Annotated in this window: 19 protein-coding genes; 11 read left to right on the plus strand and 8 right to left on the minus strand. The window is 52.9% G+C overall.

Annotated elements, in window-relative coordinates; translation table 11 throughout:
* Positions 1-192 precede the first annotated feature (192 nt).
* The 4 genes from cysC to KQH53_11570 all read left to right on the plus strand — a co-directional run bounded on the left by cysC (position 193) and on the right by KQH53_11570 (position 5,335).
* Positions 193-816 (plus strand): adenylyl-sulfate kinase, encoded by a 624-nt coding sequence (gene cysC, locus KQH53_11555; protein MCB2227303.1) that lies wholly within the window; start codon positions 193-195, stop codon positions 814-816.
* A gap of 182 nt (positions 817-998) precedes the next feature.
* Positions 999-1,826 (plus strand): hypothetical protein, encoded by an 828-nt coding sequence (locus KQH53_11560; GenBank protein ID MCB2227304.1) that lies wholly within the window; start codon positions 999-1,001, stop codon positions 1,824-1,826.
* A gap of 63 nt (positions 1,827-1,889) precedes the next feature.
* A complete protein-coding gene (locus tag KQH53_11565) occupies positions 1,890-2,699 on the plus strand; it encodes a hypothetical protein (protein MCB2227305.1) in 810 nt (269 codons plus the stop codon).
* Positions 2,696-5,335 (plus strand): tetratricopeptide repeat protein, encoded by a 2,640-nt coding sequence (locus tag KQH53_11570; GenBank protein MCB2227306.1) that lies wholly within the window; start codon positions 2,696-2,698, stop codon positions 5,333-5,335. Before KQH53_11565 ends, KQH53_11570 begins: the two co-directional genes overlap by 4 nt.
* Before the next feature lie 196 nt (positions 5,336-5,531).
* Here KQH53_11570 and KQH53_11575 read toward each other — a convergent pair whose 3' ends face one another.
* Complete coding sequence (locus KQH53_11575; GenBank protein ID MCB2227307.1) at positions 5,532-6,017, minus strand: hypothetical protein; 486 nt, start codon at positions 6,015-6,017, stop codon at positions 5,532-5,534.
* Positions 6,018-6,620: 603 nt separating this feature from the next.
* On the opposite strand from KQH53_11575, the gene KQH53_11580 reads away from it, so the two are divergent.
* From KQH53_11580 to KQH53_11610, 7 genes are all read left to right on the plus strand, one after another.
* Positions 6,621-7,709: an outer membrane beta-barrel protein gene (locus KQH53_11580; protein MCB2227308.1), complete on the plus strand. Its 1,089-nt coding sequence runs from the start codon at positions 6,621-6,623 to the stop codon at positions 7,707-7,709.
* A gap of 231 nt (positions 7,710-7,940) precedes the next feature.
* A complete protein-coding gene (locus tag KQH53_11585; protein MCB2227309.1) occupies positions 7,941-8,999 on the plus strand; it encodes a polysaccharide export protein in 1,059 nt (352 codons plus the stop codon).
* A gap of 18 nt (positions 9,000-9,017) precedes the next feature.
* Positions 9,018-11,177, plus strand: coding sequence for a polysaccharide biosynthesis tyrosine autokinase (locus KQH53_11590; protein ID MCB2227310.1), 2,160 nt, complete (start codon positions 9,018-9,020; stop codon positions 11,175-11,177).
* A gap of 48 nt (positions 11,178-11,225) precedes the next feature.
* Positions 11,226-12,581 (plus strand): tetratricopeptide repeat protein, encoded by a 1,356-nt coding sequence (locus tag KQH53_11595; GenBank protein ID MCB2227311.1) that lies wholly within the window; start codon positions 11,226-11,228, stop codon positions 12,579-12,581.
* A 126-nt stretch (positions 12,582-12,707) separates the two neighbouring features.
* Complete coding sequence (locus KQH53_11600) at positions 12,708-13,811, plus strand: glycosyltransferase (protein MCB2227312.1); 1,104 nt, start codon at positions 12,708-12,710, stop codon at positions 13,809-13,811.
* On the plus strand, positions 13,786-14,835 hold the full coding sequence (locus KQH53_11605; GenBank protein ID MCB2227313.1) for a glycosyltransferase: 1,050 nt from the start codon (positions 13,786-13,788) through the stop codon (positions 14,833-14,835). The genes KQH53_11600 and KQH53_11605 overlap by 26 nt, the downstream gene beginning before the upstream one ends.
* A gap of 40 nt (positions 14,836-14,875) precedes the next feature.
* A complete protein-coding gene (locus tag KQH53_11610; GenBank protein ID MCB2227314.1) occupies positions 14,876-15,538 on the plus strand; it encodes a class I SAM-dependent methyltransferase in 663 nt (220 codons plus the stop codon).
* A gap of 63 nt (positions 15,539-15,601) precedes the next feature.
* On the opposite strand, the gene asnB is transcribed toward KQH53_11610, so the two are convergent.
* From asnB to KQH53_11645, 7 genes are all read right to left on the minus strand, one after another.
* Entirely contained in the window at positions 15,602-17,524 is a 1,923-nt protein-coding gene (gene asnB / locus KQH53_11615) for an asparagine synthase (glutamine-hydrolyzing) (GenBank protein ID MCB2227315.1), read from the minus strand.
* A complete protein-coding gene (locus KQH53_11620) occupies positions 17,524-18,594 on the minus strand; it encodes a hypothetical protein (protein MCB2227316.1) in 1,071 nt (356 codons plus the stop codon). The genes asnB and KQH53_11620 overlap by 1 nt, the downstream gene beginning before the upstream one ends.
* A gap of 23 nt (positions 18,595-18,617) precedes the next feature.
* Positions 18,618-19,826, minus strand: a complete 1,209-nt coding sequence (locus KQH53_11625) for an NAD-dependent epimerase/dehydratase family protein (GenBank protein MCB2227317.1) — start codon at positions 19,824-19,826, stop codon at positions 18,618-18,620.
* A 229-nt stretch (positions 19,827-20,055) separates the two neighbouring features.
* Positions 20,056-21,021: a hypothetical protein gene (locus KQH53_11630; GenBank protein ID MCB2227318.1), complete on the minus strand. Its 966-nt coding sequence runs from the start codon at positions 21,019-21,021 to the stop codon at positions 20,056-20,058.
* Positions 21,022-21,182: 161 nt separating this feature from the next.
* Positions 21,183-22,124 carry a GDP-L-fucose synthase gene (locus KQH53_11635; protein ID MCB2227319.1) on the minus strand — a complete coding sequence of 314 codons (942 nt, stop codon included), beginning with the start codon at positions 22,122-22,124 and terminating at the stop codon, positions 21,183-21,185.
* Positions 22,125-22,226: 102 nt separating this feature from the next.
* Positions 22,227-22,865, minus strand: coding sequence for a putative sugar O-methyltransferase (locus KQH53_11640; protein MCB2227320.1), 639 nt, complete (start codon positions 22,863-22,865; stop codon positions 22,227-22,229).
* Between the two features lie 366 nt (positions 22,866-23,231).
* Positions 23,232-23,825 (minus strand): GDP-mannose 4,6-dehydratase, encoded by a 594-nt coding sequence (locus tag KQH53_11645; protein ID MCB2227321.1) that lies wholly within the window; start codon positions 23,823-23,825, stop codon positions 23,232-23,234.
* Between the last annotated feature and the right edge of the window lie 603 nt (positions 23,826-24,428).

The following is a 24,428-nucleotide window of genomic DNA, read 5'->3' on the forward strand; positions in this document are numbered from 1 at the left end:
AATACCGGGCGGGAGGAACTCAGTCAAGCCGTAAACCCGGCCTCGGGGCGGCAAGGGGGTTAATTCGTTTATGGATTGTTATAATTAATGATACATTAAACTCCTGCGAGCCGCCGGCGGCCCTCCCGGCCCGGCCGAGCCGGTTCATCAACCAGAACAACCCCCGCCCCGGGCGGGCCCACAGGCCGACTGATGGAACTTCCACACAATAAAGCCAAACATATCTTTCCGTTCCAGTCATCCATCTCCTGCGGTATGCGCAACCGCCTCAACCAGCACGGCTCGGGCCTGCTGTGGTTCTACGGGCTCTCGGGCAGCGGCAAGAGCACCCTGGCCCACGCCGTGGAGTACACCCTGCACCAGCGGGGGGTGCGCTCCTACGTGCTCGACGGCGACAACGTGCGCCGGGGCATTAACCGCGACCTGAGCCTGAGCTCCGAGGACCGGCGGGAGAACATCCGCCGGGTGGCCGAGGTGGCCAAGCTGATGGTGGACGCCGGCCTGCTGGTCATGGCGGCCTTCATCACCCCCTTTGAGGACGCCCGCCGCATGGTCAAACAGATCATGGGCCCCCAACCGGTGTACCAGTGCTATTTGGATTGCCCCCTGGAGGTGTGCAGCGGGCGGGACCCCAAGGGGCTCTACGCCATGGCCAAGGCGGGTCAGCTGGAGGGGCTCACCGGCTACAGCGCCCCCTTCGAGTCCCCCGCGGACCCGGACCTTGTCATCCCCACCGCCGAGCTCAGCCTGGATCAGGAGGTGGAAGCGGTCATCTCCTTCCTCATCGAACGGGAACTGATCAAGGCCACTGATTGAGTATATAATGCGGTCTAGGCCAGCCAACGCCGGCCGCCTGGAACCAACCCGCCGAGAGGCCCCCGCCGGTGGGTTGTTTACCAACCCCTACTGAGCTGTCTGGTGGCCCCTCCATGACCACACCGGCCCAATGCCCCGCCTGCCAAGGCGACCGAATCCATCGCTCACGGCGGCGTGGCGCTTTGGAAAGGGCCTTCAGCCTCCTGGGCTACCTGCCCTACCGCTGCCACAAGTGCAAGCACCGCTTCTTTTTCCACCCGGGCAAGCCGGGGCCGATGCTCTTGCGCCTGGGCATGGCCTTGCTGGTGCTAATCCTGGCCGCGGTTGTTATCTGGAACTTGTCCGCCCACCAGGGCCCCGCGCCGGTGGCCCCCCAGACTCAGGCGGCCAACGAGGCGGCCCAGCTCACCCAGGAGGTGCAGCGTCTACGCGAGGAGGTACGGCTCTTGCGTGCCCAGTTGGGCCAGCCGCCCATGGCCCCCAACCCGTCCCCACTGCGCGGGATGGCAGCCGCTCCCTCCCCGGCTCCGGCCCCTCTGTCCGGCGTTGCCACCTCTCCGACTCCGGCCCCGCTGCCCGGCGCCGCTCCCTCTATCGCCCCGGCGCCGCTGCCCAAGGCCGCGCCCCCTCCGGTTCCGTCCCCGGCTCCCCTGCCCAGTTACATCCGCCCCACGCCCGATCCCGGCCTGGGCCGACATGCCCTCCTGGGCCAGGACGTAGCCTTACTGCGCCAGGAGATGACCCGCCTGGAGATCCAGGCCGGCAAGGAAATCGGGGAAGCCGCCCTGTTGTGGCGCGAGCTGGTCAAGCAGGGCAAGGCGCCTAAACCGGCCCAAGGTCTCGCCTCGCCCTTCACACCCAACTCGGGCCTGGCCTCGTCCCGTCCCAGCCTGGCCGGTCTGTCGCCCCAGGCCGCCGCGGCCAGCCTGCGTCAGCGCATCGCCCTATTGGAGCACCAGATCCGCGAGCAGCGGGCCAAGAACCAGGTCATGCGCTCGGTGCTCTACTGAGCACCGGACCGGGGCCATCAAGCAAATTGACCCCCCGGGGGTTTAGAGGGCAGACTAGGGCCCATGCCTAGCCGCCGCGCCATAACCTTTTGCTTGGCCCTGTTGGCCGCCCTGTTCTGGGCCGCCCCCGCCCGGGCCAACATCAAGCTATCCATCACCGTGCGGCCGGCTCTGCAAGGCTCAGCCCTCACCGTGCGCATCGGCGTGGTCAACCAGGGCAACGAGGCGGCCAAGCGCCTGGGCTACGCGGTGTACCTGGGCGAAACCGTGGCCCGGGCCCAGGGCGCGGCCGACCTGCCGCCCGGCGGCCGCGACCAGGCCGAGCTGACCCTGCCCTTCTCCCCTACCCTGCCCGGCGGCTACGGGGTGGGGGTACGGGTGGACTACCACGACATCAACGGCTACCCCCTGAGCGCGGTGTCCTGGGGCCTGTTCAAGAATCAGACCCTGGCCATAGCCCCCAGGCTTTTGCGGGGGCGGCCCGGCAACCCCTGGCCTGGCAAACCCCCCGCCTTTGAGCTGCACAACCCCCTGGACAGTCCCCTGGAGGTGACCCTGCGTGTCCTGGCCCCGGCGGAGTTCGTTCCCGACCGGCTGACGCGCACCCTCACCCTGGGGCCGCGCCAGGAGGTTCGAGTGCCCCTGGAGCTGGAGAACCGGGCCGCCCTGGTGGGCAGCACCTATCCCCTGGCCGGGCTGGTCAGCTACGTGCACCAGGGCAAGCACCACATCGGCGCGGCCCAGAGCCTGCTCTCGGTGGGCCTCTTGAGCGACCCGCTCTACGCCTGGCGTCCCTGGCTGTGGGCTCTGGCCGGGCTGCTCCTGGCGGCTCTGCTGGCCCTGGCCTGGGTGCGTCGCCGGAGGGCGGCATGAGCGCGCCGGGGGAGAACCGCGCCGCCCGCCTGGGCCTGGAGCTGGCCGTCCTGGCCGCGGTGTGGGCCTATCTGTTGCTCTACTTCCGGCCCGACCTGCTCACCAGCCCGGGCATCACCACCGGCGGCGACACCGGCAGCCACGTGTACGCGGCCTGGTATATGAAAAACGTGCTTCTGCCCTCGGGAAGCATCCTGGGCTGGTGCCCGGGCAACCTGGCCGGCTACCCCATCTTCCAGTTCTATTTCCCCCTGCCCTTTTTGGGCATGGCCGCCCTGGGCTGGCTCATTCCCCTGAACATGGCCTTCAAGCTCATCACCGCGGGCGGGGCCTTCATCATGCCCCTGGGCCTGTACCTGGGCCTGCGCCTGGCCCGGGCCCCCTTCCCGGCCCCGGCCCTGGGCGCGGTGTTCAGCCTGCTGTTCTTGTTCAACAACACCAACAGCACCTATGGCGGCAACCTGCCCAGCCTGCTGGCGGGGGAGTTCACCTATTCCTACAGCCTGGCCCTGATGGCCGTGTTCCTGGGGGCCCTGTGGGGCGACCTTGAACAGCGCAAGCACCCGGTGCGCACGGCCCTGTGGCTGGCCGCCACCGGGCTGAGCCACGGCGGGCCGCTCCTGTTCGGGGTGCTGGCCGGGGGCCTGGTGCTCTTCCACCGCCAGTTCGCGGCCCGGGCGGTGTATTTGGGCAAGGTCTACGCCCTGGCCTTTGCCTTCATGGGCTTCTGGATCGTGCCCCTGTTGGTCTTCGCGCCCTACAACAGCCCCCACAACATGGTGTGGATCATCACCGACTGGCAGGCGGTGGTGCCGCCCCTGCTCTGGCCGCTCATGGCCGTGGCCCTGGCCTCGCTGGTCCTGGGCCTGGCCGCCCGCTTGCGCCAAGGCCAGCCCCTGGGCGCGGCGGCCTTTTTCCTGGGCCAGGTGCTCCTGGCCTCGCTGCTTTATCTGGTGGCCTTCCACATCAACGTCATCGACATCCGCTTTTTGCCCTTTGCCTGGCTGGCCATCACCATGTGGGCCGCCTGGGCCCTGGGCTCCTGGCTGGCCCGAGCGCCGGGCCGGGCCCTGGCCCCGGTGCTGGCCCTGGTGCTGGTGGTGCTGGCGGTGGGCTACAACGTCAGCTACCTCCCCCGCTGGATCGCCTGGAACTATGCCGGGTATGAATCCGCCCCCGGCTGGGAAGATTACCAACGGCTCAACGACTACCTCAAGGGCGGCCCGGCCGATCCCCGGGTGATGTACGAACATTCTGTTTTGCACCGCCGGGCGGGCACGGTTCGGGCCATGGAGTGCCTGCCCCTGTTCTCGGGCCGGTCCACCCTGGAGGGGCTCTACATCCAGTCCTCGCCCAACTCGCCGTTCATCTATTACTTGCAATCCCTGACCTGCCAGGCCCCCAGCACCCCCATCACCGGCTACAACTACGCCCGCTTCGACCTGGCCCGCGCCCTGCCCCGTTTGGGTCTGTTCAACGTGAGCCAGCTCGTGGCCATCAGCCAAAAGACCCGCCGCCTGCTGGACGCGGACCCCACCTACTCCCTGGCGGCCGAGATCGGGCCCTACGGGGTCTACCGGGTGGCCGGCGGAGGCGATGGCTACGTGGTCCCCCTCAAGTACAAGCCAGTGCTGGTGACCGCCCGCGACTGGAAAAGCGAGGCCTTTGAGTGGTTCCGGCGCGGCGACCTGGAGGTGCCCCTGGTCTTCGCGCCCCGGGCGGAGGCCGGCGACCCGGCCCGCTACGCCGCGGTGCTGCCCAAGGCCCCGGCCAAGCCGCCCCGTAAGCCCCTGCCTCCGGCACGGGTGAGCTCGCGGGTGGGCTGGCAGGAGATCGAGATCACCACCGATTCCCGCGCCCCCTTGCTTATCAGAATGTCCTATCACCCCAACTGGAAGGTGGAGGGAGCCGAGCGGGTGCTCCTGGCCAGCCCGGCCTTTATGCTCATCTACCCCACCCGGGACAAGGTGCGCCTGTACTTCGGCCAGACCTGGCCCAATTATCTGGGGCAGGTGCTGTTCGTGTTGGCCTGTCTTGTCGGAGTGTTGTGCCTGCCCGGCCTGCGAGGCGCGGTCTGGAGCATGGCCCTGCGCGGTGCGGTCGACCGCCCCCTGGAGAGCCTGGCCACCGGGTTGGAGCGCATCCTGGCCAGCCCCCTGGACTGGGCCTCGCGCCACACCCTGGCCCTGGCCCTGGCCGGGCTGCTCGCGGTGGCCACGGGGGCCGGGGCCTACGTGGGCCTGGGGCTAAAGGCCGATTCCACCGTGGCCTACAACCAAGGCAAGGTTGCGTTCGACGCCAAGGACTACGCTCGCGCCGCCGAGCTGTTCGCGGACGCGGCCCGCCGCTTCCCCCGCTCCCTGATGATCGACTACATGCTGTATCACCAGGGCCTCAGCCTGATGAAGCTCAAGGAATACGACCAAGCGGTGGAGGTTTTCCAGGGCTTGGCGCGCCGCCTGCCCGAATCGCGCGTGGTGCCCGAGGCCCTGTTCCACGCCGGCCTTTGCTATGAGCGCGCCGGACGTCCGGAGCGGGCCCGGGTGGAGTGGCGGGAGCTGATGGAGAGCTTCCCCTTCACCCATTGGTCCGACCTGGCCCGCAAAGGCCTACAACGCCTGCCACACGGCCAGTAGGCCCAAAGCGGGCAATCAAATCGTTCTCAGCGCACAAATCCACGCGACATTTTTGTATTTCTGCCACCAAATCTTCATGAAGTCGAAACTCGCGCAATCAAAAAATTCCCGCCGTATAACGAAACCGGCCACAAAAAAGCCCCGGACCGCATGGGCCCGGGGCGATAGTTTTCAGCTTGGTGCTAGATGATTATATCTAGCGAACCTCCAGCTTGGCCAGCTTGTGGTACAGCTCGGTGGAAGGGCTGGCCGAAGTGGTAGTGGTCTCCGTGGTGGAGGTGGTGGAGCTACTGCTGCTGGTGGTGACCGTAGCCGAGGTGGCGGTAGTCGCAGTGCCGGTGGTCACGGTGGTGTAGTCCGTGAACTTGGCGGACATGGCCTGGTTGACCTCTTCGGTCTGATCCGGGGCCACATCTACAACCGCCTGGGCGATCGCCTGCTTGGAGGCATCCGGAACTGCATCGCTCACCGCCACGGCGATGTTGGAAGCCTGGGCGGGAACCACCTGAGCCACGGCCGCGGCCACGGCCGCAGCCTGTGCGGGGTTGGCCTTCGCCGCGGCAGCCGCGATCTCGGCCGCCAGGTCCGGGTTGTCGGCCGCAGCCTGGGCCGCGATCTGAGCCGCCTGCTCGGGGTTGGCCGCCAACTGGTCCAACACCGACTGTGGCACCCCGCGTTCCACGGGTAACCGTCCCGCTTGGATCCCTTGCAGCAGCGCCTTGGGCGGCGCAGCCACTGCGGGCACGGCAATAAAAGCCAGGACCATGGCCGCCATGACAGCCATGAGTGCAATTCGTAGGCAAGCTTTGCTGCTGGACCTGCTATGAGTTAATTGACGTCTCATAAGATCATCCCCGCAGTTTAATAGAATATGCCCTCGGCGTAACTACAGATGCATCCCCGCCCATGGCGAGGGCACTTTTCTTACCAAGGCTAGGTCATTATAGAACATGCATCGCACCGAAACGCAATAATTATTTTTAAAAATTCCTTGCCTTCTTCCATCGATTTTTGTTAACAAATTATACGAGGAGAATTTGAATCTTTCAAAAAGCATACCCACACAAAGGCGGGGGTAGCGATGAAGCGCGTCCACGCGAAAATTTTCGTTATCGGAATGGTACTTGCGGGCCTGCTCATGCTCGGAGTTCCCCAACTGGCGCAAGCCCAGTCCGGTCCAGGTCTTTCCCGAGAAACGGTAATCCCAACTCCAGCTTTGGACGAGGAAGGTACCTTCCTCAGCCGAGGGCCCTTCAAAATCAAGGGCGGCCTTGAAGCCGGGTGGATGAACCGTTCCAACATCTACCTGTCCCAGAACAACACCGTCTCGGACAACATCCTGCAGGTCATGCCCTATATCGGTGTGATGCACAACTTCACCCCGACCAGCTACTGGTCGCTTTCCTATAACGGCACCTACGCTTGGTACCAGGAAAACGACCAGAACAACTGGGCCAGCCACTACATCCCCTTTGACTTCTTCCTGGGTGGCAAAACCGGGGCCTTCGTGGAGCTGTCCAACGACTTCTGGCGCTCCAGCGACCCCTACGGCAGCCAGGACCTGTACAAGCTGGGCCAGCAGGTCTCGCGTACCCAGAATATCACCTACCTGGCTCCCGGCTGGACCTTCAGCGAGAAGACCAAGGCCAAGGTGTTCGGCCGCTACACCATTCTGGAATATGACGACGACCAAGACCGCTACCAGAACCAGCGGGAGTGGAACGTGGGCGGCGTGTTCTACTACAAGTTCATGCCCAAGACTTCGGCCCTGTTCGAGTACAAGTACGTCAACCGTGAGTATCCCGACCAGCCCACCGGCGCCTCGGAAGACCAGTACCGCCACGACTTCATGGTCGGCGTGACCTGGGACGCCACCAGCAAGATCCAGGGCGAGGCCAAGGTCGGTTACGGCTTCATGGACTACGACAATGAGTACAACACCGTCGGCCAGAAGTACGAGAACAAGAACACCTGGATCGCCGAGATGAACGTTACCTGGCAGGCTACTCCCAAGGTGCTGGTGACGGGTACCTTGCAACGAGCCATCCGCCAGTCCACCCAAGGTGTGGTTGGCACCTCCTTCCCCAACAACTACTATGTTGACACTTTTGCAGGCCTGGGCGCCCGCTGGACCTTCATCCGCAACCTGACCGCCTTTGCAAACCTGGGCGCGGGCCTCAACGACTACAACAGCCTGGATGGCACCTCGGCCCGCGAGGACGACATCTACAAGGCCCAGGTCGGCCTCGAGTACGCATTCCTGAAGTACATGTACGTGCAGGGCTACTACTACTACGACTACCGGGACTCCAACAAGGACAACCTCGGTTACACCGACAACGTGTTCTACGTCGGGCTGGGCGGCCGCTTCTAAAAGCCCTCCAGCAGATACAGTCACATGATGCGGGGCAGGGGGCATGGTTCCTTGCCCCGCATTTCATTGCAACCGTGTTATACAGTGGGTAGAATCATCGCATAGCTCATAGTCCCTCACGCTAAATCCGAATTAGGGGAACCAGTGAAAGCCTTTCGCGTCTTCCACCTATTCATATTTGCTCTGGCTATTTCATCCTTTTTGATCCCGGCCTCTTCCGGGGCGCAGGGCATGAACCTTCAGCGGCGGTTGTTCGACCACAAACCCAGTGCTCCCACTGCCGAGCCCGCCAAGCCCACTCCGCCGCGTCCCGCCGTGGCCCAAGCCAAGGCCCCCGAAGCCGCCCCGCCGGCGTCCGACAAGGCCAAACCCCAGATGGCCAAGCCGGAGCCCCCCAAGGAAAACCCACTCACTGCAGCGGTTGCCCAAGAGTTCGAGAAGGCCCGCCAGATGACCGTGGGCGAATACATCCGCACCTACGGCGTACCCAAGGCCCACGCGGACTACAAGGTGGGCCCTCAGGACGTGCTCAATATCAGGGTGTTCGATGAGCCTGAGCTTACCCGCGAAGACCTGCGCGTGTCCTCCCAAGGCAAGATCACCATGCCCCTGATCGGGCCGGTCAAGGTGGACGGGCTTTCACCACGCCAAATCGAGACCCTCCTGCAAATCCGCTACAAGCAAGAAGGTATCCTCAAGCATCCCCAGATTTCGGCCCACATCAAGGAATTCCGGGGACGTTGGGCGCTCATCCTAGGCGCGGTCAACCAGCCGGGCCGCCATCCCATGGAGGGCAACGAGCGCCTCATGGAGATGCTGGCAAAGGCGGGAGGCATCAAGTTCGACGCGGAAGGCGACATCGCAGCTAACAAGATTCGCATTCTGCGCCGCATATCAGGTAACGGCAAGGACTCCAACCGCGATCGGGTGTCCATGGAGATTGACCTGGAATCCATGACCCGCGGCGACCATCCCGAATACAACCTTTCCATGCAGCACCGCGACGTCATTTATGTGCCCGAAGCAGCCCGCTTCTTCATCACCGGCGAGGTCAAGAGCCCAGGATATTACAAAATCAAGGACCGGGATATTAGCGTGGTCGAGGCCATCACCATGGCCGGCGGCCTCACCAGGATAGCGGCCGGCAACCGCACCAAGCTGGTTAGGGTTAAGGACGGCAAGGAAGTAACCATCAAGGTTCCGGTTGACGACATACTCGATGGTGACAAAAGCGCTGACGTGGACGTCCAGCCGGACGACGTCATCGTGGTGCCGCAAAGCTACTTCTAGAAGTCAGGCGTAGAACATATGATAGGTTCGGGCCAAGAAAAGTCCATACACCTGCGCGATTACATTGACGTAATTAAACGGCGCCGCCTACCCATCCTGGCCGTGTTCCTGGTCGTTGTGGGCCTGGTAGCTACATACACCTTTTTAGCGACCAAACAATACACCGCCACCACCCAGTTGCTCATAGAGCAAGGGGCCCAGCGCTCCTTCTCCCTGCAGGACGCCCTGGCCGTGGACGCTTCGGCCATGGACTTCTACCAGACCCAATACCGCCTCATAGAGAGCCGGGCCATTGCGGAAAAGGTGGTCAAACAGCTTCAACTGTACAAGCTGCACGAGTTCGGAGCGCCGCTTCCCGGAGAAACCCCGGAAAAGAAGCTCACTCCAGAGCAGAAAATCAGGCAGGCGGCTGAGATCTTTCTGACCAAAGTCAAGGTGACCCCCATCCGGCAGAGCCGCCTGGTCAACATCTCCTTCACCAGCGGCGAGCCGGTTTTGGCGGCCAAAGTGGCCAACGCCATCGCCAAGGCCTACATTGACTACGTGTTGGACCGCAAGCTCAGGATCAGCCAGATGGCGGTCAACTTCCTGGGCCGGCGCATCGACGAGCAGCGCCGCAAGCTGCAGGCCTCCCAACTGTCCCTGCAGAAGTACATGGAAGACAACAAGCTGGTCAATGTAATCTCCGACGATTACAACACCATCACCTCCCAAAAGCTGGCCGAGCTGAATCAAAAGCTCATCGAGGCCGAGACCTCCCGCAAGGAGGCCGAGGCCCGCTACCGCCTGGCTCTCAAGGCCCGCAGCGACACCAGGAAGCTCGACAGCATCCGCGAGTTCCTGGACAGTCCGGTGATCCAAAAGGTGCGGGAGCGCGATCTGGAGATTAGCAAGCGCGAGGCCGAGCTCTCCCAGAAGTACGGCTCCCGGCACCCCAAGATGTTGGCCCTCCAGGCTGAAAAAAAGGCCATCGAACAACAGCGCAACGGCGAGATCAATCAGATCATCAACTCCCTGGACAACCAATACCGCATCGCCCTGACCAAGGAAAATGCCATCCGCCAGGCATTGGAGCATCAGAAAGAAGACGCGATGATCACGCGCAAGAAGGCCATCGGCTTCAATGTGATCAAGCGCGAGGTGGACACCAACCAGCAACTGTTCAACATGCTACTGGCCAAGGTGAAAGAGGCACGCATCACCGAAGAGATTGATGTGGGCTCGGTGATGGTGGTGGACTCGGCCGAGGTCCCCCATGGTCCCTCCAAGCCTCGGGTTAGGCTGAACCTTGCCCTGGCCGTGCTAGGCGGCCTGATATTGTCATTGTTCTGGGGTTTCCTATTGGAGTACATGGACAATACCATTAAGCTGCCCAGTCAGATCGAGGACCAGCTGGGACTTCCCTTGTTGGGCAGCGTGCCCTTTGACACCACCTTGCATAGTCCCCGCGGCAAGGGGAACACAGACCAGGCCCCGGTGGTGTTGGCCGCCCTGTCGCGGCCCAACGCCTCCACCATCGAACCGCTACGCATCGTGCGCACGGCCATATCGCTCTCTAAGGCGGGCAGCCCGCCCCGCTCCATCGTGGTGAGCAGCTCTCTGGAGCGCGAGGGCAAAAGCGTCACCGCCGCCTGTCTGGCCGTGGCTTTTGCCGAGGCCAACAAGCGAACCATCATTATCGATGCCGACCTGCGCAAACCCCGGCAGCACCGTCTGTGGAACAAGAACAACAACCTGGGGCTCTCCACGGTGCTCAGCGGCCAATCCAGCATCCAGAACTGCGTCCACGCGGATGTCATCCCCAACGTGGACGTGATCACCTCCGGCCCCATCCCGCCCAGCCCCTCGGAGCTATTCCAGTCCGAGCTCATGGGCCGGGTCATGGAGGTGTTGGGCAAGGCTTATGACCAGATCATCATCGACTCGCCGCCCATTCTGCCCCTGGCCGACCCCCTGATCCTGGGCAGCCTTGCCGACGGCCTGATCCTGGTGGCCGCAGCGGCCAAAATCCCGGTCCACGTCCTGGAGCAGTCGGTGAACAAGCTCAACAAGGCGGGAATCGATCTGCTGGGGGTGATCCTCAACCAGGTGGAAAAGGGCCGCTCAGACTACTATTACGGCGGCTACAAGCACCGCTACTACTATCAGTATGGATACGGCGAGCAAAAATCCAAGTAAGCATGTGTCAGCTTAAAAGTGCTAATCCTAAGGTGCGGGAAAGCGACCGTGGGAAAAGTTGCATGCCATACCTTATTGAGCGCATTGTTAGCCACAGCGGTCTTGCTAGTGGCTTTGTGGACGGCTGGCGCGTTCTACTATGCCCAGGCTTTATATGCAATACCGGCCAAGTCGCCGACCAGGGATATCCCGGAGGAAGCCAAGGCGCGGTTGGCCAACTGCCTTTTCTCTCTGAACAACAGCCTCACGCTCAATCCCGTTGACTATGAAAATTGGTATTCCCGCAGCAAGGTTATTGAACTGGGCTACGCCGCCCTGCCTGACTCCTGGAAAAACCATGCCTGGGAATTCGACCTGACCCGTGCCATTGTCAGATCACCCGGCACGGTGTCGCCCGTGCTGCGTTTAGCTCTGGCGTGCGCGGCGGGCCAACGGCGTTTGGTTCCAAAAGCCAACGGCTGCAATGGCATTTTTGAGGCCGCCATCCAGCGGGCGCCTATGTATGCATATGCCCATCTTAGGTATGCCGGATACCTTTACACCGAGGCCTTGAGCAAACCGAAACAAAGACAGGAACTTGCCGAGAGGGTTTGTCAAAACTACGGCTTCGCCCTTTCCAGTTTGTTCGCCAGCAGACTGCTCAAGGGTTGGCACCAAGATCGGGCCTATTACGATTGCCCAAATCTGGCCGACCGCTTTACCCAGATGGAGCCTTTGAATCCCATATCCAAAGAACAATGGTATCTACTGGGTAAGGGAGTCGCTAGAAAAGGCGAGCGCTTCTTAAACACGAATCAAGCAAGCATCATTGCTTATATGCAAAACCAGAACGCTTCTGTGGCTGATTACGAGGCCTTTGCCAGAGGTTTGGCCCAATTTGGACTCGTTAAGGGTGGCGAGAACATTTTATATTCCTACCTGATGGGACACGAGCAGGATGGCAAGGGATGGGAGGCCATACTGCGCTACCTTGATAACAACCGGAAAGCTTTAGGAAAAGAGCGAATGGCCTTGGCCCTCTCGTTAGCGGTTCAAAGGGTGGTGCCAGAAGCTTCATCAGGCTTGTTTCTCATGGATCAGGCACGCAGACTTTCGAGGGTAGATCTGGTCGAGGCCATGTTCAAGAGACTAGTTGCCTCCTTCCCTGATGATCCCGAAATTTATCTTGGCATGGGTCGGTGCCAGGCTAGGTTGGGCCGCCGGGCGGAGTCTGTCGCTTACTTTCGCAAGGCGGTTCTTTTAGATCCTAATTCTCCAAGACTACACATCGAGCTTGGGCGTGCCTACGTAGCGATCAAACAGTTTAATTTGGCCATTGACGAATTCCAAAAGGCTTTGGACCTGAGTCCAGACAGTAAATTGGCAAAAGAAGAAATGCGGCGTATGGGAATATATGAAAATTGATCGCAAGCGTCAGTCCCTTAAATAGTTTAACTTCTACAGTATAATTATATCATATTATTTTTTTGATAATGCGATGCGGCTTCGTTTTGACATATACCCTCAAACACACCCGTGCGAGGCTATTTAATGGTTTTCTTAATCATAGATCCTTATGGTGAAAAAGGCGGAGGCGCAATACTTTTAAAAACTCAAATTGATATTTTGCGTAAGCTAAGACCTGAAGATGATTTTATTATTTTTAAAACCAAAGTCGCCACCCGCAACAAGTTCGCTAGTTATTTCCTACAATTTTTAAACGTTACCCAAAAAGCCAGCATTATCAAAAAGGCTGACCTCGTAATAATTTGCAGCGTATATCAGATTGAAAATATACTGATCGCCCGCAAGTTGAAAAGCCTTAATATACCCTATATTCTATTACCGAAAGGCGACTTTCCCCCACACGTATCGCTGAATAAAAGTATAAACAAATATGTTATCAAAAAATTCCTTTGGGGTTTTTTTATAAGAAATATGATGAATAATGCAACTCGCCTGGTCACAACTTCTCACAACGAAATATTTTGGTACAAATGCAGCGGATATTCAAGCAACCGTTATGCTGTAATTTCAAACCCCTTAGACATAAATTTCAATCCAATCAGCGAATTTAACAAAGAACAGCGCGAGCGTCCTCTTGTATTGTGGTTGGGTCGATATTCTCCAGAAAAGAATTTAGAATTTTTACTTGAATCCTGGAAGCTTGTTGTGCACGAAATACCAGAAGCCGTTCTTTTTCTGGCAGGCTATCAAAAAAACAAAAAGTATGTCAATAAAATTAGACGGAGAATACAGAGATACAATCTTCAAAACAATGTGATTTTGAGTGATTGGTTAAATTTAGATTTCAAACAGCAGTTGCTTGACTTATGCAATTGCCTTGTTTTGCCCAGCCACTATGAATCATTTGGCAATGTTGTCTTGGAAGCTATTTCCTCTAACACTCCAGTTGTTGTATCAGACAACACACCTTGGCGTGATTTGCCTAATCAAATTGGGGCATGCATCCCTTTATGTCGTGAAGACTGGGCCCGCTGGATCATTAGATATATTAATTCAAACGAGGATATCTCAGCGGGTATTAATTTACGTAAAAAATATTTAGAGAAGTTTGAATATAACGTTATAATGTCCAATTGGAATCGCCTGCTGGAGGCAGTTTGCAGTGAGATCGCAACCAAAAAAGCTTAAGATTTACTACGTAGGACCTGTCGTTCATGGTTCTTTGAGTGCGCAAAGAGCTATGATTATGAAACGGCTTGGTCATAGCGTTACCATACAAAATATTGCCATTCGTGTTGGGCAAAATAAAAATCAACTTAAAAACAGATTGCTGGCCAAATTAAAACTAGCTCAGCACCGTAAAAAATTAAACGCTCAAATAATTAGCGCAATAAAAAATGACAATTTTAACATCTTGTGGGTCGACAAAGGTCTTGATATTCTACCCAGTACTCTCCATGAAGTAAGGCTAAACAATCCTAATGTTAAAATTGTAAACTTCAACCCTGACAACCCTTTTGGCAGCAAGGCTACTGGCTGGAAAAACCATATAAATAGCATACCATATTTCAATATTGTTTTTGTTCCCCGTGACAGAAATATCGCTGAATACAAAGAGCATAATGCACAACATGTATCACGTTTTTATTGGGGATATACGCCTGAAATACATATGCCACTGTATATCAGTTCGGAGTTAAAGAATCGAATTGGAGGAAGCGTTGGCTTTATCGGGTCTTACGAAAAGCAACGTTTTGATTATTTATTATACGCCGCCCAAAATGGGATTCGCATTAGAGTATGGGGCGGCGGATGGTCTAAGTACAGACTGAAATCTAAGAACCTTATTATTGAAAACAGGGAGCTGTGGGGAGGTTATTTTACCAAAGGCATTAACTCTTTTGATGTCAACCTATGCTTTCTAAACAAGGCTAACTTCGACACTTTTAACACCCGATGTGTCGTGATACCTGCGTGTAGATCTGTAATGTTATGTGAGCGAACTAAAGATACAACAAAATATTTTAAAGACAACAGCGAGGCAATGCTGTTTGACTCAAAAGATGAATTTCTCTCTAAACTTCAATATCTAACTCAAAATCATGCCGCGCGAGACAACATGAAAAATAACGCTTACAATAGGTGCCAAAAAGACAAATATAGCAACTACCATCTAATTATAAACCTGCTTAACCAAGTCAACAAAAATTAATGCATTTCCCACCAACAACATACTGTATTGGAGCATAACGATGAAAGACAAGCTAAACAACTGGGCAAACGCAGCACAGAGTTATTTGCGAAAAACTAATTTTTTACAAGCAGACTTTCATTATCTAGATTTGGGATGTGGTTATGGTAACTTTAGCTATCTACTACAAAAAAATGGCATTAATAATTCAGTGGGGGTTGATTTAGATAACCATAAAATTAAAATCGCCAAAGAACTTACTCAATCTGGTAATTTTATTGTCCATGATGCAATTGCTTACCTGGAAAATACTGAACAACAATTTGATGTCATTACTTGTTTTGATTTTCTAGAGCATTTACCGCAGAATTTGCTTGACAAGTTTTTTGTGTTAGTCGCACGCAGACTCAAAGCTGGCGGTAAATTTATAATCCAAACTCTTAATGCTGAGAATCCAAATAGCTTAGTTTATTTATATGGAGACGAGACACATCAAACCTCTTTTTCTACCGACCTCATTAAAAAATATTTAACCAGACACGATTTTTCCAACATCAAGTTTTATGAATGCGGCCCTTATATTCACAACACAACTAGTTTTATTAGATATATTGCTTGGCACTTTATCCGAACACTTAAGATAATCTATAACCTTATCGAACTAGGAGACACAGGCAGCAAAGTTTACACAAGGGTAATAATTGTTGTGGCAGAGAAACGCTAACTTTGTCTAGTAACAAATAATTTATTAAACGCTAGCTATTTCACAACTTCGCTCGACACCCACCTAGAAAGTGACAAACTTCTTATTTACATAATAGCTAACGACAACAACAGCCCATATTCTCGACCAATGAACATTGCCAGCAATAAAATTTGACCATAATTCATTCAAGCTTTTTTTATTAAAAATGTAACGGTCTGCTTCCATGATCATGGTTTCTACAAATTCATACAATTCATTCCTCATCCAAGAATCCATCGGCATTACAAAACCCTTTTTTACTACACGGTTTTTTATTTTATCAGGCAATAAGTCCGGAAATGAATCGATCAATAATTTTTTCTTTTTTATGAACGCATGCTTATAGTGGCAAGGCAACGTTAAAACGTATTCAACAAGCTGATCGTCTAACAAAGGCACTCTCACCTCGAGAGAGTGGGCCATACTCATCACGTCTGTATCTCGCAACAATTGGTTGCATGTAAAATTTAGCAAATCGGCAATACTGCAAACGAGAAAAGCATCTTGATTATTTTTAACATTATCAAAATCGATATTTCTTGGCTTTCTTATATATTTTTTAAAGTCATAGCCAGCCTTTTCATTAATATCGTAGCTTAATATATTACCTACTTGCTCTTTTGAAAATAATCCTCTCCTCGCTAAATACAAAGACGAAAAATTAATTTCTCCTTTTATAGAATCAAGGAACTTACCCCAACGATTTGGATTAAAATATTTCCAAATTATATTTCTTACTAATGGCATGCCGTAAGGAATTTTTGAAAATACACCAAGCATAGATAATAATATGGGTATATCTCTGAACACATTAGCATATCCCCCAAACAGCTCATCACCCCCTAGCCCACTCAAAGATACCGTTAGGCCCGTATCTTTTGCTACCTTTGAAACAAAATAGGAATTTACACCATCTATAGAAGGCTGGTCCAAATAATAAAGTATATCTTCAATCTTATCCACCACCTCCTTACCTGATACAATATATTCATGGTGCTTGGAGCCAATTTTATTAGCCAACTCCTTTGAGTATTTGTCCTCTGAATATTTTTTATCATCAAATTTTAAAGAACAGGTGTTTATCGGTATGCTTAAATTTTTTTGCATCACTGAAGACACGATACTAGAGTCAATACCACCACTTAAAAAGCTCCCTATTGGAGCATCACTTATACAATTTAATTTTACAGCCTCCTCGACTTTTTCTCTTACGGCACTTATTACATTTTTCCTGTTACCAACAATTCTATTCAGTTTATTTGGGAATTGCCAATAACTAACCGTTTCCATAGTTACTCTATCATTCAGTCTAACTACGGAATAAGTTGCTGGCTCTATCTGCTGTACTGTTTCATAAATAGTCCAAGGGCAAGAAACCGAACCAAAAGCAAGAAAATTTAAAAAACTTTCCGGCCTTACTCTATTCGAACTGTCATTCAACTCAAAAATACCTTTAATTTCAGAAGAAAAACACAAAGCTTCATTGTTAATTGTATAATATAAAGGCTTAATGCCAAATTTATCTCTAGCTAATATTAGCTTGCCATCATTATCATGTATGCCCTCATCATAAATGGCAAAGGCGAACATTCCTCGCAGACGATTAACAACTCCGGGCCCCCAGTACTCATAGCCTGCCAAGATGACTTCAGTATCTGAATTACTTTTAAAGCGGTAACCGGCAGATTGTAACGTTGACCTCAATTCATTCGCGTTATAAATCTCACCATTATGTACAATCCATATCTTGTTATCACTGTTCCCCATCGGCATATTACCATTTGGGCTTAAATCTCTTATCGAGAGCCTGCAGCTTGCTAATCCGGCTTTAGAATTGGGTGACAGATATATTCCCGTGGCATCCGGCCCCCGATGTCGTAATACATATAATGTGCGCTCGAGGCTTTCTGTCATCGCTTCTGGTTTTTTGGCTGTCTGGCCAAATACACCGGCTATACCACACATTATTTTTCTCCTCCCATTAGATCCGAAATCATCTTTTTTGCTGACTCTACCACATCGTCAATGTCTATCTGAGCTAAGCATAGGGAGGGATTTACATAACATGTGTCCAACATACATCCGGCACACGGAACGGACGGGAATAAATTTATGTTTTTTTCGCCATACGGAAACCACCTGCCTTTTAAATCCCTACTGGCAAATAATGTTATACAAGGGACTCCATGAAGAGAAGCCAAATGCATTGGACCAGTATCATTGCCAATATATAAACTACATTTAGACATAGTACTGCTTACAAAATCTAAGCTTGATCCTGTAACTTCAAATACATTGTTATTTCCCAAATAATCCCTTAATTTCTCCGCAGCTTTTTTTTCGTCACGTCCACCTACTACTAAATAAATTACATTTGGGAATTTATCTTTAATTCTGCGAAACACCTCAAAATAATTATTCACTGACCATCTTTTTGACTGCATTTTGCTGCCTAAACACACAGCAATTACAAACCTATCGCGCAAACCATTTCTCCCCCAAAAATCATTTGCCCCATCACTATCAATAATAAATTTAACACAATTTGATTTATCAGCACTGACATTTATAAATCGAAACACACTAAACAACCTGTCATATTCTTTAGAATATATTGTACATTTTTTATCATTATATAATTGAACCAAGTGCCCGATAAAACCTGCGCATCGATAGTAACCTAATAACTTAAAAAAAACATAATCGCGCAGAATCGACTTTATCGATTTTTTTTGATAACTAGCATATAGGAATAAATCACCAACGCGTGGTTTTAGACTTTGTTTCAATTTATTATATATCAACTTTGGCGGATCATGGGCCTCAAAGTAATGGACATTTATATTTAAATCGACAAGACTAAATACTATTTCCGGAGTTATTATATTATCATTTTGATGTTTTTCTGATATGTATTCTATAGAGCAATTCGGATACTTATGGCAAACATAAAATAATAGTGGCAATGCCGTTAAGGTGTCTCCAAAGGTGCCTGGCCTAAAAACTACGATCCGTTTTGCCGAATCAATAGCCATTATAAGTATCAAGCCAAACAGATTTAATCAATTGGCTCATCATATCCTATTTCGTCCACTTCAATTTCTCTTACCCAAGTTGATCTACAAATAATTTTAGATTTATCGCATCGTTCTTTGTACTTGTCAGCTATTTCATATATTTCCTCCATTAACCCATCGTTAAGCGTTATTGGATCTAATCCAAGATTTATCAAATTATCATTGCATACTTTAAGCGTATTTTCTTTTGCTTCCTTCCTAGGATTTACAAAGTACTTGATCTCCGCGCCAGTTAATTTTGCCACTTTCAAAGCTAAATCATTTACCGTATGCACCTCAGTAACCTGATTGAATATTTTTACCTTATCACCCCTATCCGATGGATTTTCTAGGGCCAATTTAATACACTTTACCGTGTCATTAATATTAATAAAGGCACGAGTCTGGCCACCTTTTCCGTGGACAGTTAGAGGAAACTTAACGGCCGCTTCAATTAAAAATCTGTTCAAAACTGTGCCGTAGTCACCATCATAATCGAATCGATTAACGAGTCTTGGGTCTAAACTAGTCTCCTTTATATTGGTCCCCCATACAACGCCTTGATGTAAATCTGTGACCCTTATTCCATCGTTTTTATTGTAAAAAGAAAACAAAAGGGCATCCATTGTCTTTGATGTATGATAGACACTGCCTGGGTCCGGCGGATATATAATACTCTTTTTAAATTGATTTTTATCGTCCCCTTCTATGAACACCGTTAAATAACCTTCAGGGATAGTAGTTCCAATCGAACCATAACCATATACACCCATCGTACCCAAATGAACCAGATGAATATCGTAACCGGAATCCACTATAGAGCAAAGTATATTATTCGTAGCATTAAGGTTGTTATTAATCGTATAAATTTTAGTTTTGGATGACTTCATAGAGAACGGAGCAGACCGCTGTTCTGCAAAATGAATAATAGCATCTGGTTTAAATTCTTTAATAAAAAATAATAAAAGTTCGAATTCGCAAGCTATATCAATATTTAAGAATTGTATTGATTTTCCAGTGGCACTCGACCACGCATTCAATCTCTCTTCTATTGAGGCAATTGGTGTTAGTGATGAACAATTTAAATCGATATCAATCTTGCGCCTTGACAGGTTATCAATTATAGCCACATCATAACCATTATTAGACAAATAAAGAGATGTCGGCCATCCGAGATAACCATCACCTCCACAAACTATTACCCTGCTCATTACGATATCTCCTAGGATATTACCAATAATTCTTGGGTATTATGCCACTTTGGCTATCCCAAAGCAACAAAAATTGGTTTTAGCGCCGCTATTGTCAAATACATGTGATGAAGCTATTCATTGCTGGCATCCATTAAAATTAATATTTACATCTAGCTCTAAAGCTAGGTTCAGTCATCTTAGGATATTGTTTTCACGAATTAACCTTGCGACTCATATCAATCTCTTACTAACGGGGTAGATTAGCACGCATTTCTTTTATACCTCGGTCTTCTATGACCATGGCCAGGAGCAGCGGTAGGTTAATCTCGTGGTGCCCGGTGATGCTGATACCCCGGCCGCCGGTGAGCACCGGGCGGGTGACCACGTTGGTCATGGGCCGGTAGTGGCGGATCATGTCCAGGTTCACGGTGGTGAAGTCCTTGACCTCGTTGCCCAGGTTGCGCGCGGCCGAAAGGGCCTTTAAGAACACCTCAGGCAGCATCACCGCCGAGCCCACGTTGAACAGCACCCCGCCCTTGAGCTCGGCCACCTGGGCCGTGAAGCGGCGGAAGTCCACGTGACTGGCCTGGCCGGTGGCCGCGCCGTCGAAGCTGGGATGCATGTGGATGATGTCCGCGCCGATGGACACGTGCACCGTGGCCGGCAGGCCCAACCGGGCCGCCGCGGCCAAAAGCGAGACCGAAACGCAGTTGGGGTTGGCTTCCTGCAAGGCCCGCCCCACAGCCAGGCCCAGCCCGGCCCCGGGGTCGGCGGCGATGGCCCCGTTGATGAACTCCCCGGTCTGGCGGGCGGTGCCGAAGCTGCCGTCGGCCAGGGCCTCGGCCACGTCCTCGCTGGTGCGTCCGGCCAGGGCCATCTCGGTGTCGTGCACCACTCCGGCCCCGTTGAAGGCCAGGCCGGTGACGATGCCCCGCTCCATGGCGTCTATGATCAACGGGCTCAGGCCCACCTTGATCACGTGGGCCCCCATGGCCAGCATCACCGGCTTGTCCGCCTTGCGGGCGGCGATCACCGCCCCGGCGGCGGCGCGCAGATCGTCAGCGGCCAGCACCTTGGGCAGGGAGGCCACGAACTGGTTCAAGCTGCCCCCGGCTTGCCAGGGCTTGCCCAGCATGTCGGCCGCCACCTTGGAGGGCCGCATGTCCAGGTCCGAGAGCTTGAGCTTGCCCAGGTCTATGGGTTGCTTGCTCATTGACTGCATCCGAACAGGGTGAGATCCACCAGCTTGGTTAACAAATGCTGGGCGTATGCGACCGAGCCCCGTTGCCAACTGCCATCGACCTGCCCCGGGCGGCCATGCCCGGTGACATTATTTTGCCCGCTTCTTCGACTTCCATAAGATCGCTTCTCATATCAACAGGATCGCTGTCGACGATACCACTCGATGGTGTTCTTGAGGCCTTCCTCGAAGCCCACCCGGGCGGTGAAGCCAAACTCTTCCTTGGCCCGCTCCACGTTCAGGCGGCGGCGGGGCTGGCCGTCGGGCTTGGATGAGTCCCAGCGTATCTCGCCCGTGAAGCCGGTGAGCTTGGTGATCAGCTCCACTAGGTCCTTGATGGAGATTTCCATGTCGCAGCCCAGGTTCACCGGGTCGGACTTGTCGTAGCGCTCGCTGGCCAGGGCGATGCCTTCGGCCGCGTCCTCCACGTAGAGGAACTCCCGGGTGGCCTGGCCGGTGCCCCACACCTCGATATGGTCCGCGCCCGCCTCCATGGCGTCGAAGCACTTTTTGATGAGCGCCGGGATCACGTGGCTGCTCTGGGGGTTGAAGTTGTCGCCCGGGCCGTAGAGGTTCACGGGCAACAGGAAGATGGAGTCAAAGCCGTACTGCTGGCGGTAGGCCTGGCTCTGCACCAAGAGCATCTTCTTGGCCAGGCCGTAGGGCGCGTTGGTCTCCTCGGGATAGCCGTTCCAGATGTCCTCTTCGTGGAAAGGCACCGGGGTGAACTTGGGGTAGGCGCAGATGGTGCCCAGGGCCACGAACTTCTCCACGCCCCTGAGGCGCGCCTGCTCGATGAGCTGCACGCCCATCATCAGGTTGTCGTAAAAGAAGCGGCCCGGCTGGGCCATGTTGGCCCCAATGCCCCCCACCACGGCGGCCAGGTGGATCACCAGGTCCGGCTCGCAGGCGTCGTAGGCCCGGGCGATGCCCTCGGCACTCACCAGGTCGTAGTCCTTGCTGCGGGGCACGAAGATGTTCTCGCAGCCCCGCTCCTTCAGCTTTTTCACCAAATGGGTGCCCAGAAAACCGGCCCCCCCGGTAACCATAACCCTGCGCGCGGACCAAAAGCTCACGGGCGGCTATCCTTTCTCCACGTTTATTTCCTTAACTACGCCAACATTTGCTTCTGGCCATACAATTTATTCATTTAAATATTCTGCAATTATCAAATAAATTTATTGCTGATTACCCCAAATTATAACGCAATTTGTTGGATGGGATCGTGGAATTTCTTCAAATCTTTTTGCAGCTGGTATCATCTCCAAGAGCTCCTGCCAAGAGTAACAATTATATTCAGACGGCGATTCGTTATAAGTTATGTACCCAGCCCTGGCGTTTTTTATTATCTTTTCTATATAGACATCCTGAATTTCCCTATTTAATTCAGTAAAAGCATAATTGCTGACGACCAAATCGTAACTGGAAACCTCAAGCTCATTCATGGTTAGGTAGCTAATGCTGGAATGCATTATAAAATTGTCAAGGTATCTCTGAGCTAATAGCAAGGCTGGTTTAATGTCAACCAAAGTATATTTAAAAGGCCTCGCATAAGCATTTATTACCCGACATTGTCCACCATATCCGACCCCGATTTCGCATATACTTATTCCATCTAGCTGACTGAAATATTTTATTAAATCACCGAGAACCTTAATATAGCGAAGAGTGGTGGGCGATACGTTTCCCACCTCTGGATAGCGGCACAGGACAGGACCGCCATATTCATCGTTCATCTTAAACAATGGCAACTTGTCCCACAAATATTGGCTTTTTCTAATTTCTGCGATATATTCTTTTCCTAATTCTTTTGACACGTGTTCCAATATCTCATTATAGATAGGATTGCGCCTAAACTTGTTAAAGCAACGATAATTAAATGCTGCCCTCATACAAACGTGCGGGTATGCTTGATTGTTAGACACACTAATAAGTGATCGTTTTTTATTAGCCAACGATCTATAAGCTTTTCGGTAAATTCTCTGTAAGATACCCATCGGCACCATTCCCGAATAGGTCACCTTTGTCAACTCATCACAACAAAGACCAACGTTGCCGTGTAGCTAATGAGGTTTGGTTATTTTATCATCGACAAAAGCACTCAAACCCCATTGTTGTAAAGACAGCGCACTATAACCTCCGCCGACCATAACCCTGCGCGCGGACCAAAAACTCACGGGCGGCTATCCTTTTTCCAACTCTTGCATATCCGAATCCACCATCATCCTCACCAGCTCATCGAAGCTCACCTTGGGCTCCCAGCCCAGCTGGCGTTTGGCCTTGTCCGGATCGCCCTTCAAATACTCCACCTCGGCCGGGCGGAAGTAGCGCGGGTCGATCTCCACGTAGTCGTGCCAGTCCAGGCCCACGTAGCCGGAGGCCGCCTCCACGAAGTCCCGCACGCTGTGGGTCTCGCCCGTGGCGCCGGTGTCGCAGGTGTGCTCGGGAACATCAAAGCTCACCTTGACGTGGCTCTGGGCCCCTAGGTTGTAGATCTCGGTGGGTTGCACCTTCATCAAAATCTGGTTGATGCTCGAGGCGTCGGCGAGGTCGCCGTAGACCAGGCGCAGATGGGCGCCCTCGGCCTGAGGCGGATGATACAGATGATCGATGCGGCCGGTGCTGAAAGAGCTGGAGCGGCGGATGATGCCCCAAACCTCGTAACCTTTGGGCAGGAGAAGCTCGGCCAGGTAGGCCCCGTCTTGACCGGTGATGCCGGTCACCAGTGAGCGTTTGTCCAAATCCAATTTAAAATAACACCTACTGGCTGCAACCATACAACCAAACAGAAGGATTAGGGGAATAAATGTGTTGAACTGTAAGCCTTGCGGTCCTCATCTGGACAAAACATCTTCTCTCTCAAACGCTCAACTATCCGCCTGTTATGATACATAAGTCGTGTGAGTATACAACAGGAAGAGGTTACGTTTGCATTCTTTTTGCCAGCGCAAAAAGATATACATCAACGTAGTCTTATGCCTTCGTCGCCTTAAGCTGTTGAAATATATAAACTATAAGCAATTTACCTAGCGGACCGCCTGAGTTTCAACGGAGCCACGCCACAGCTTATCGGCTGCGAATATCACAGGTTTAGCCACAGAGTAAGTTCGATTGGCATTCCCTAAATATTTGCCAGGCGGGCACTTGAGATTGCCCATACAGTCCTTACTGCCATTTCCACTTGAATACAAAGAGATTATAACCGCATTGGTCTAATTGTAATGAACACCAACCCCGACGGCTTTATTTTATGTATTTTATTGATATCATATAACATAATGACCGTTTTCCCTGGCGGCGCATTAACCTTCCCCTTCTGCATAAGGCTCTTTGCGTGCCGTCCCAACTAGAGTTGGCATAAGGCCCTTGTCTTGGACGCC

The sequence above is a fragment of the Desulfarculaceae bacterium genome, from assembly GCA_020444545.1.
In the GTDB taxonomy this organism is placed as follows: domain Bacteria; phylum Desulfobacterota; class Desulfarculia; order Desulfarculales; family Desulfarculaceae; genus Desulfoferula.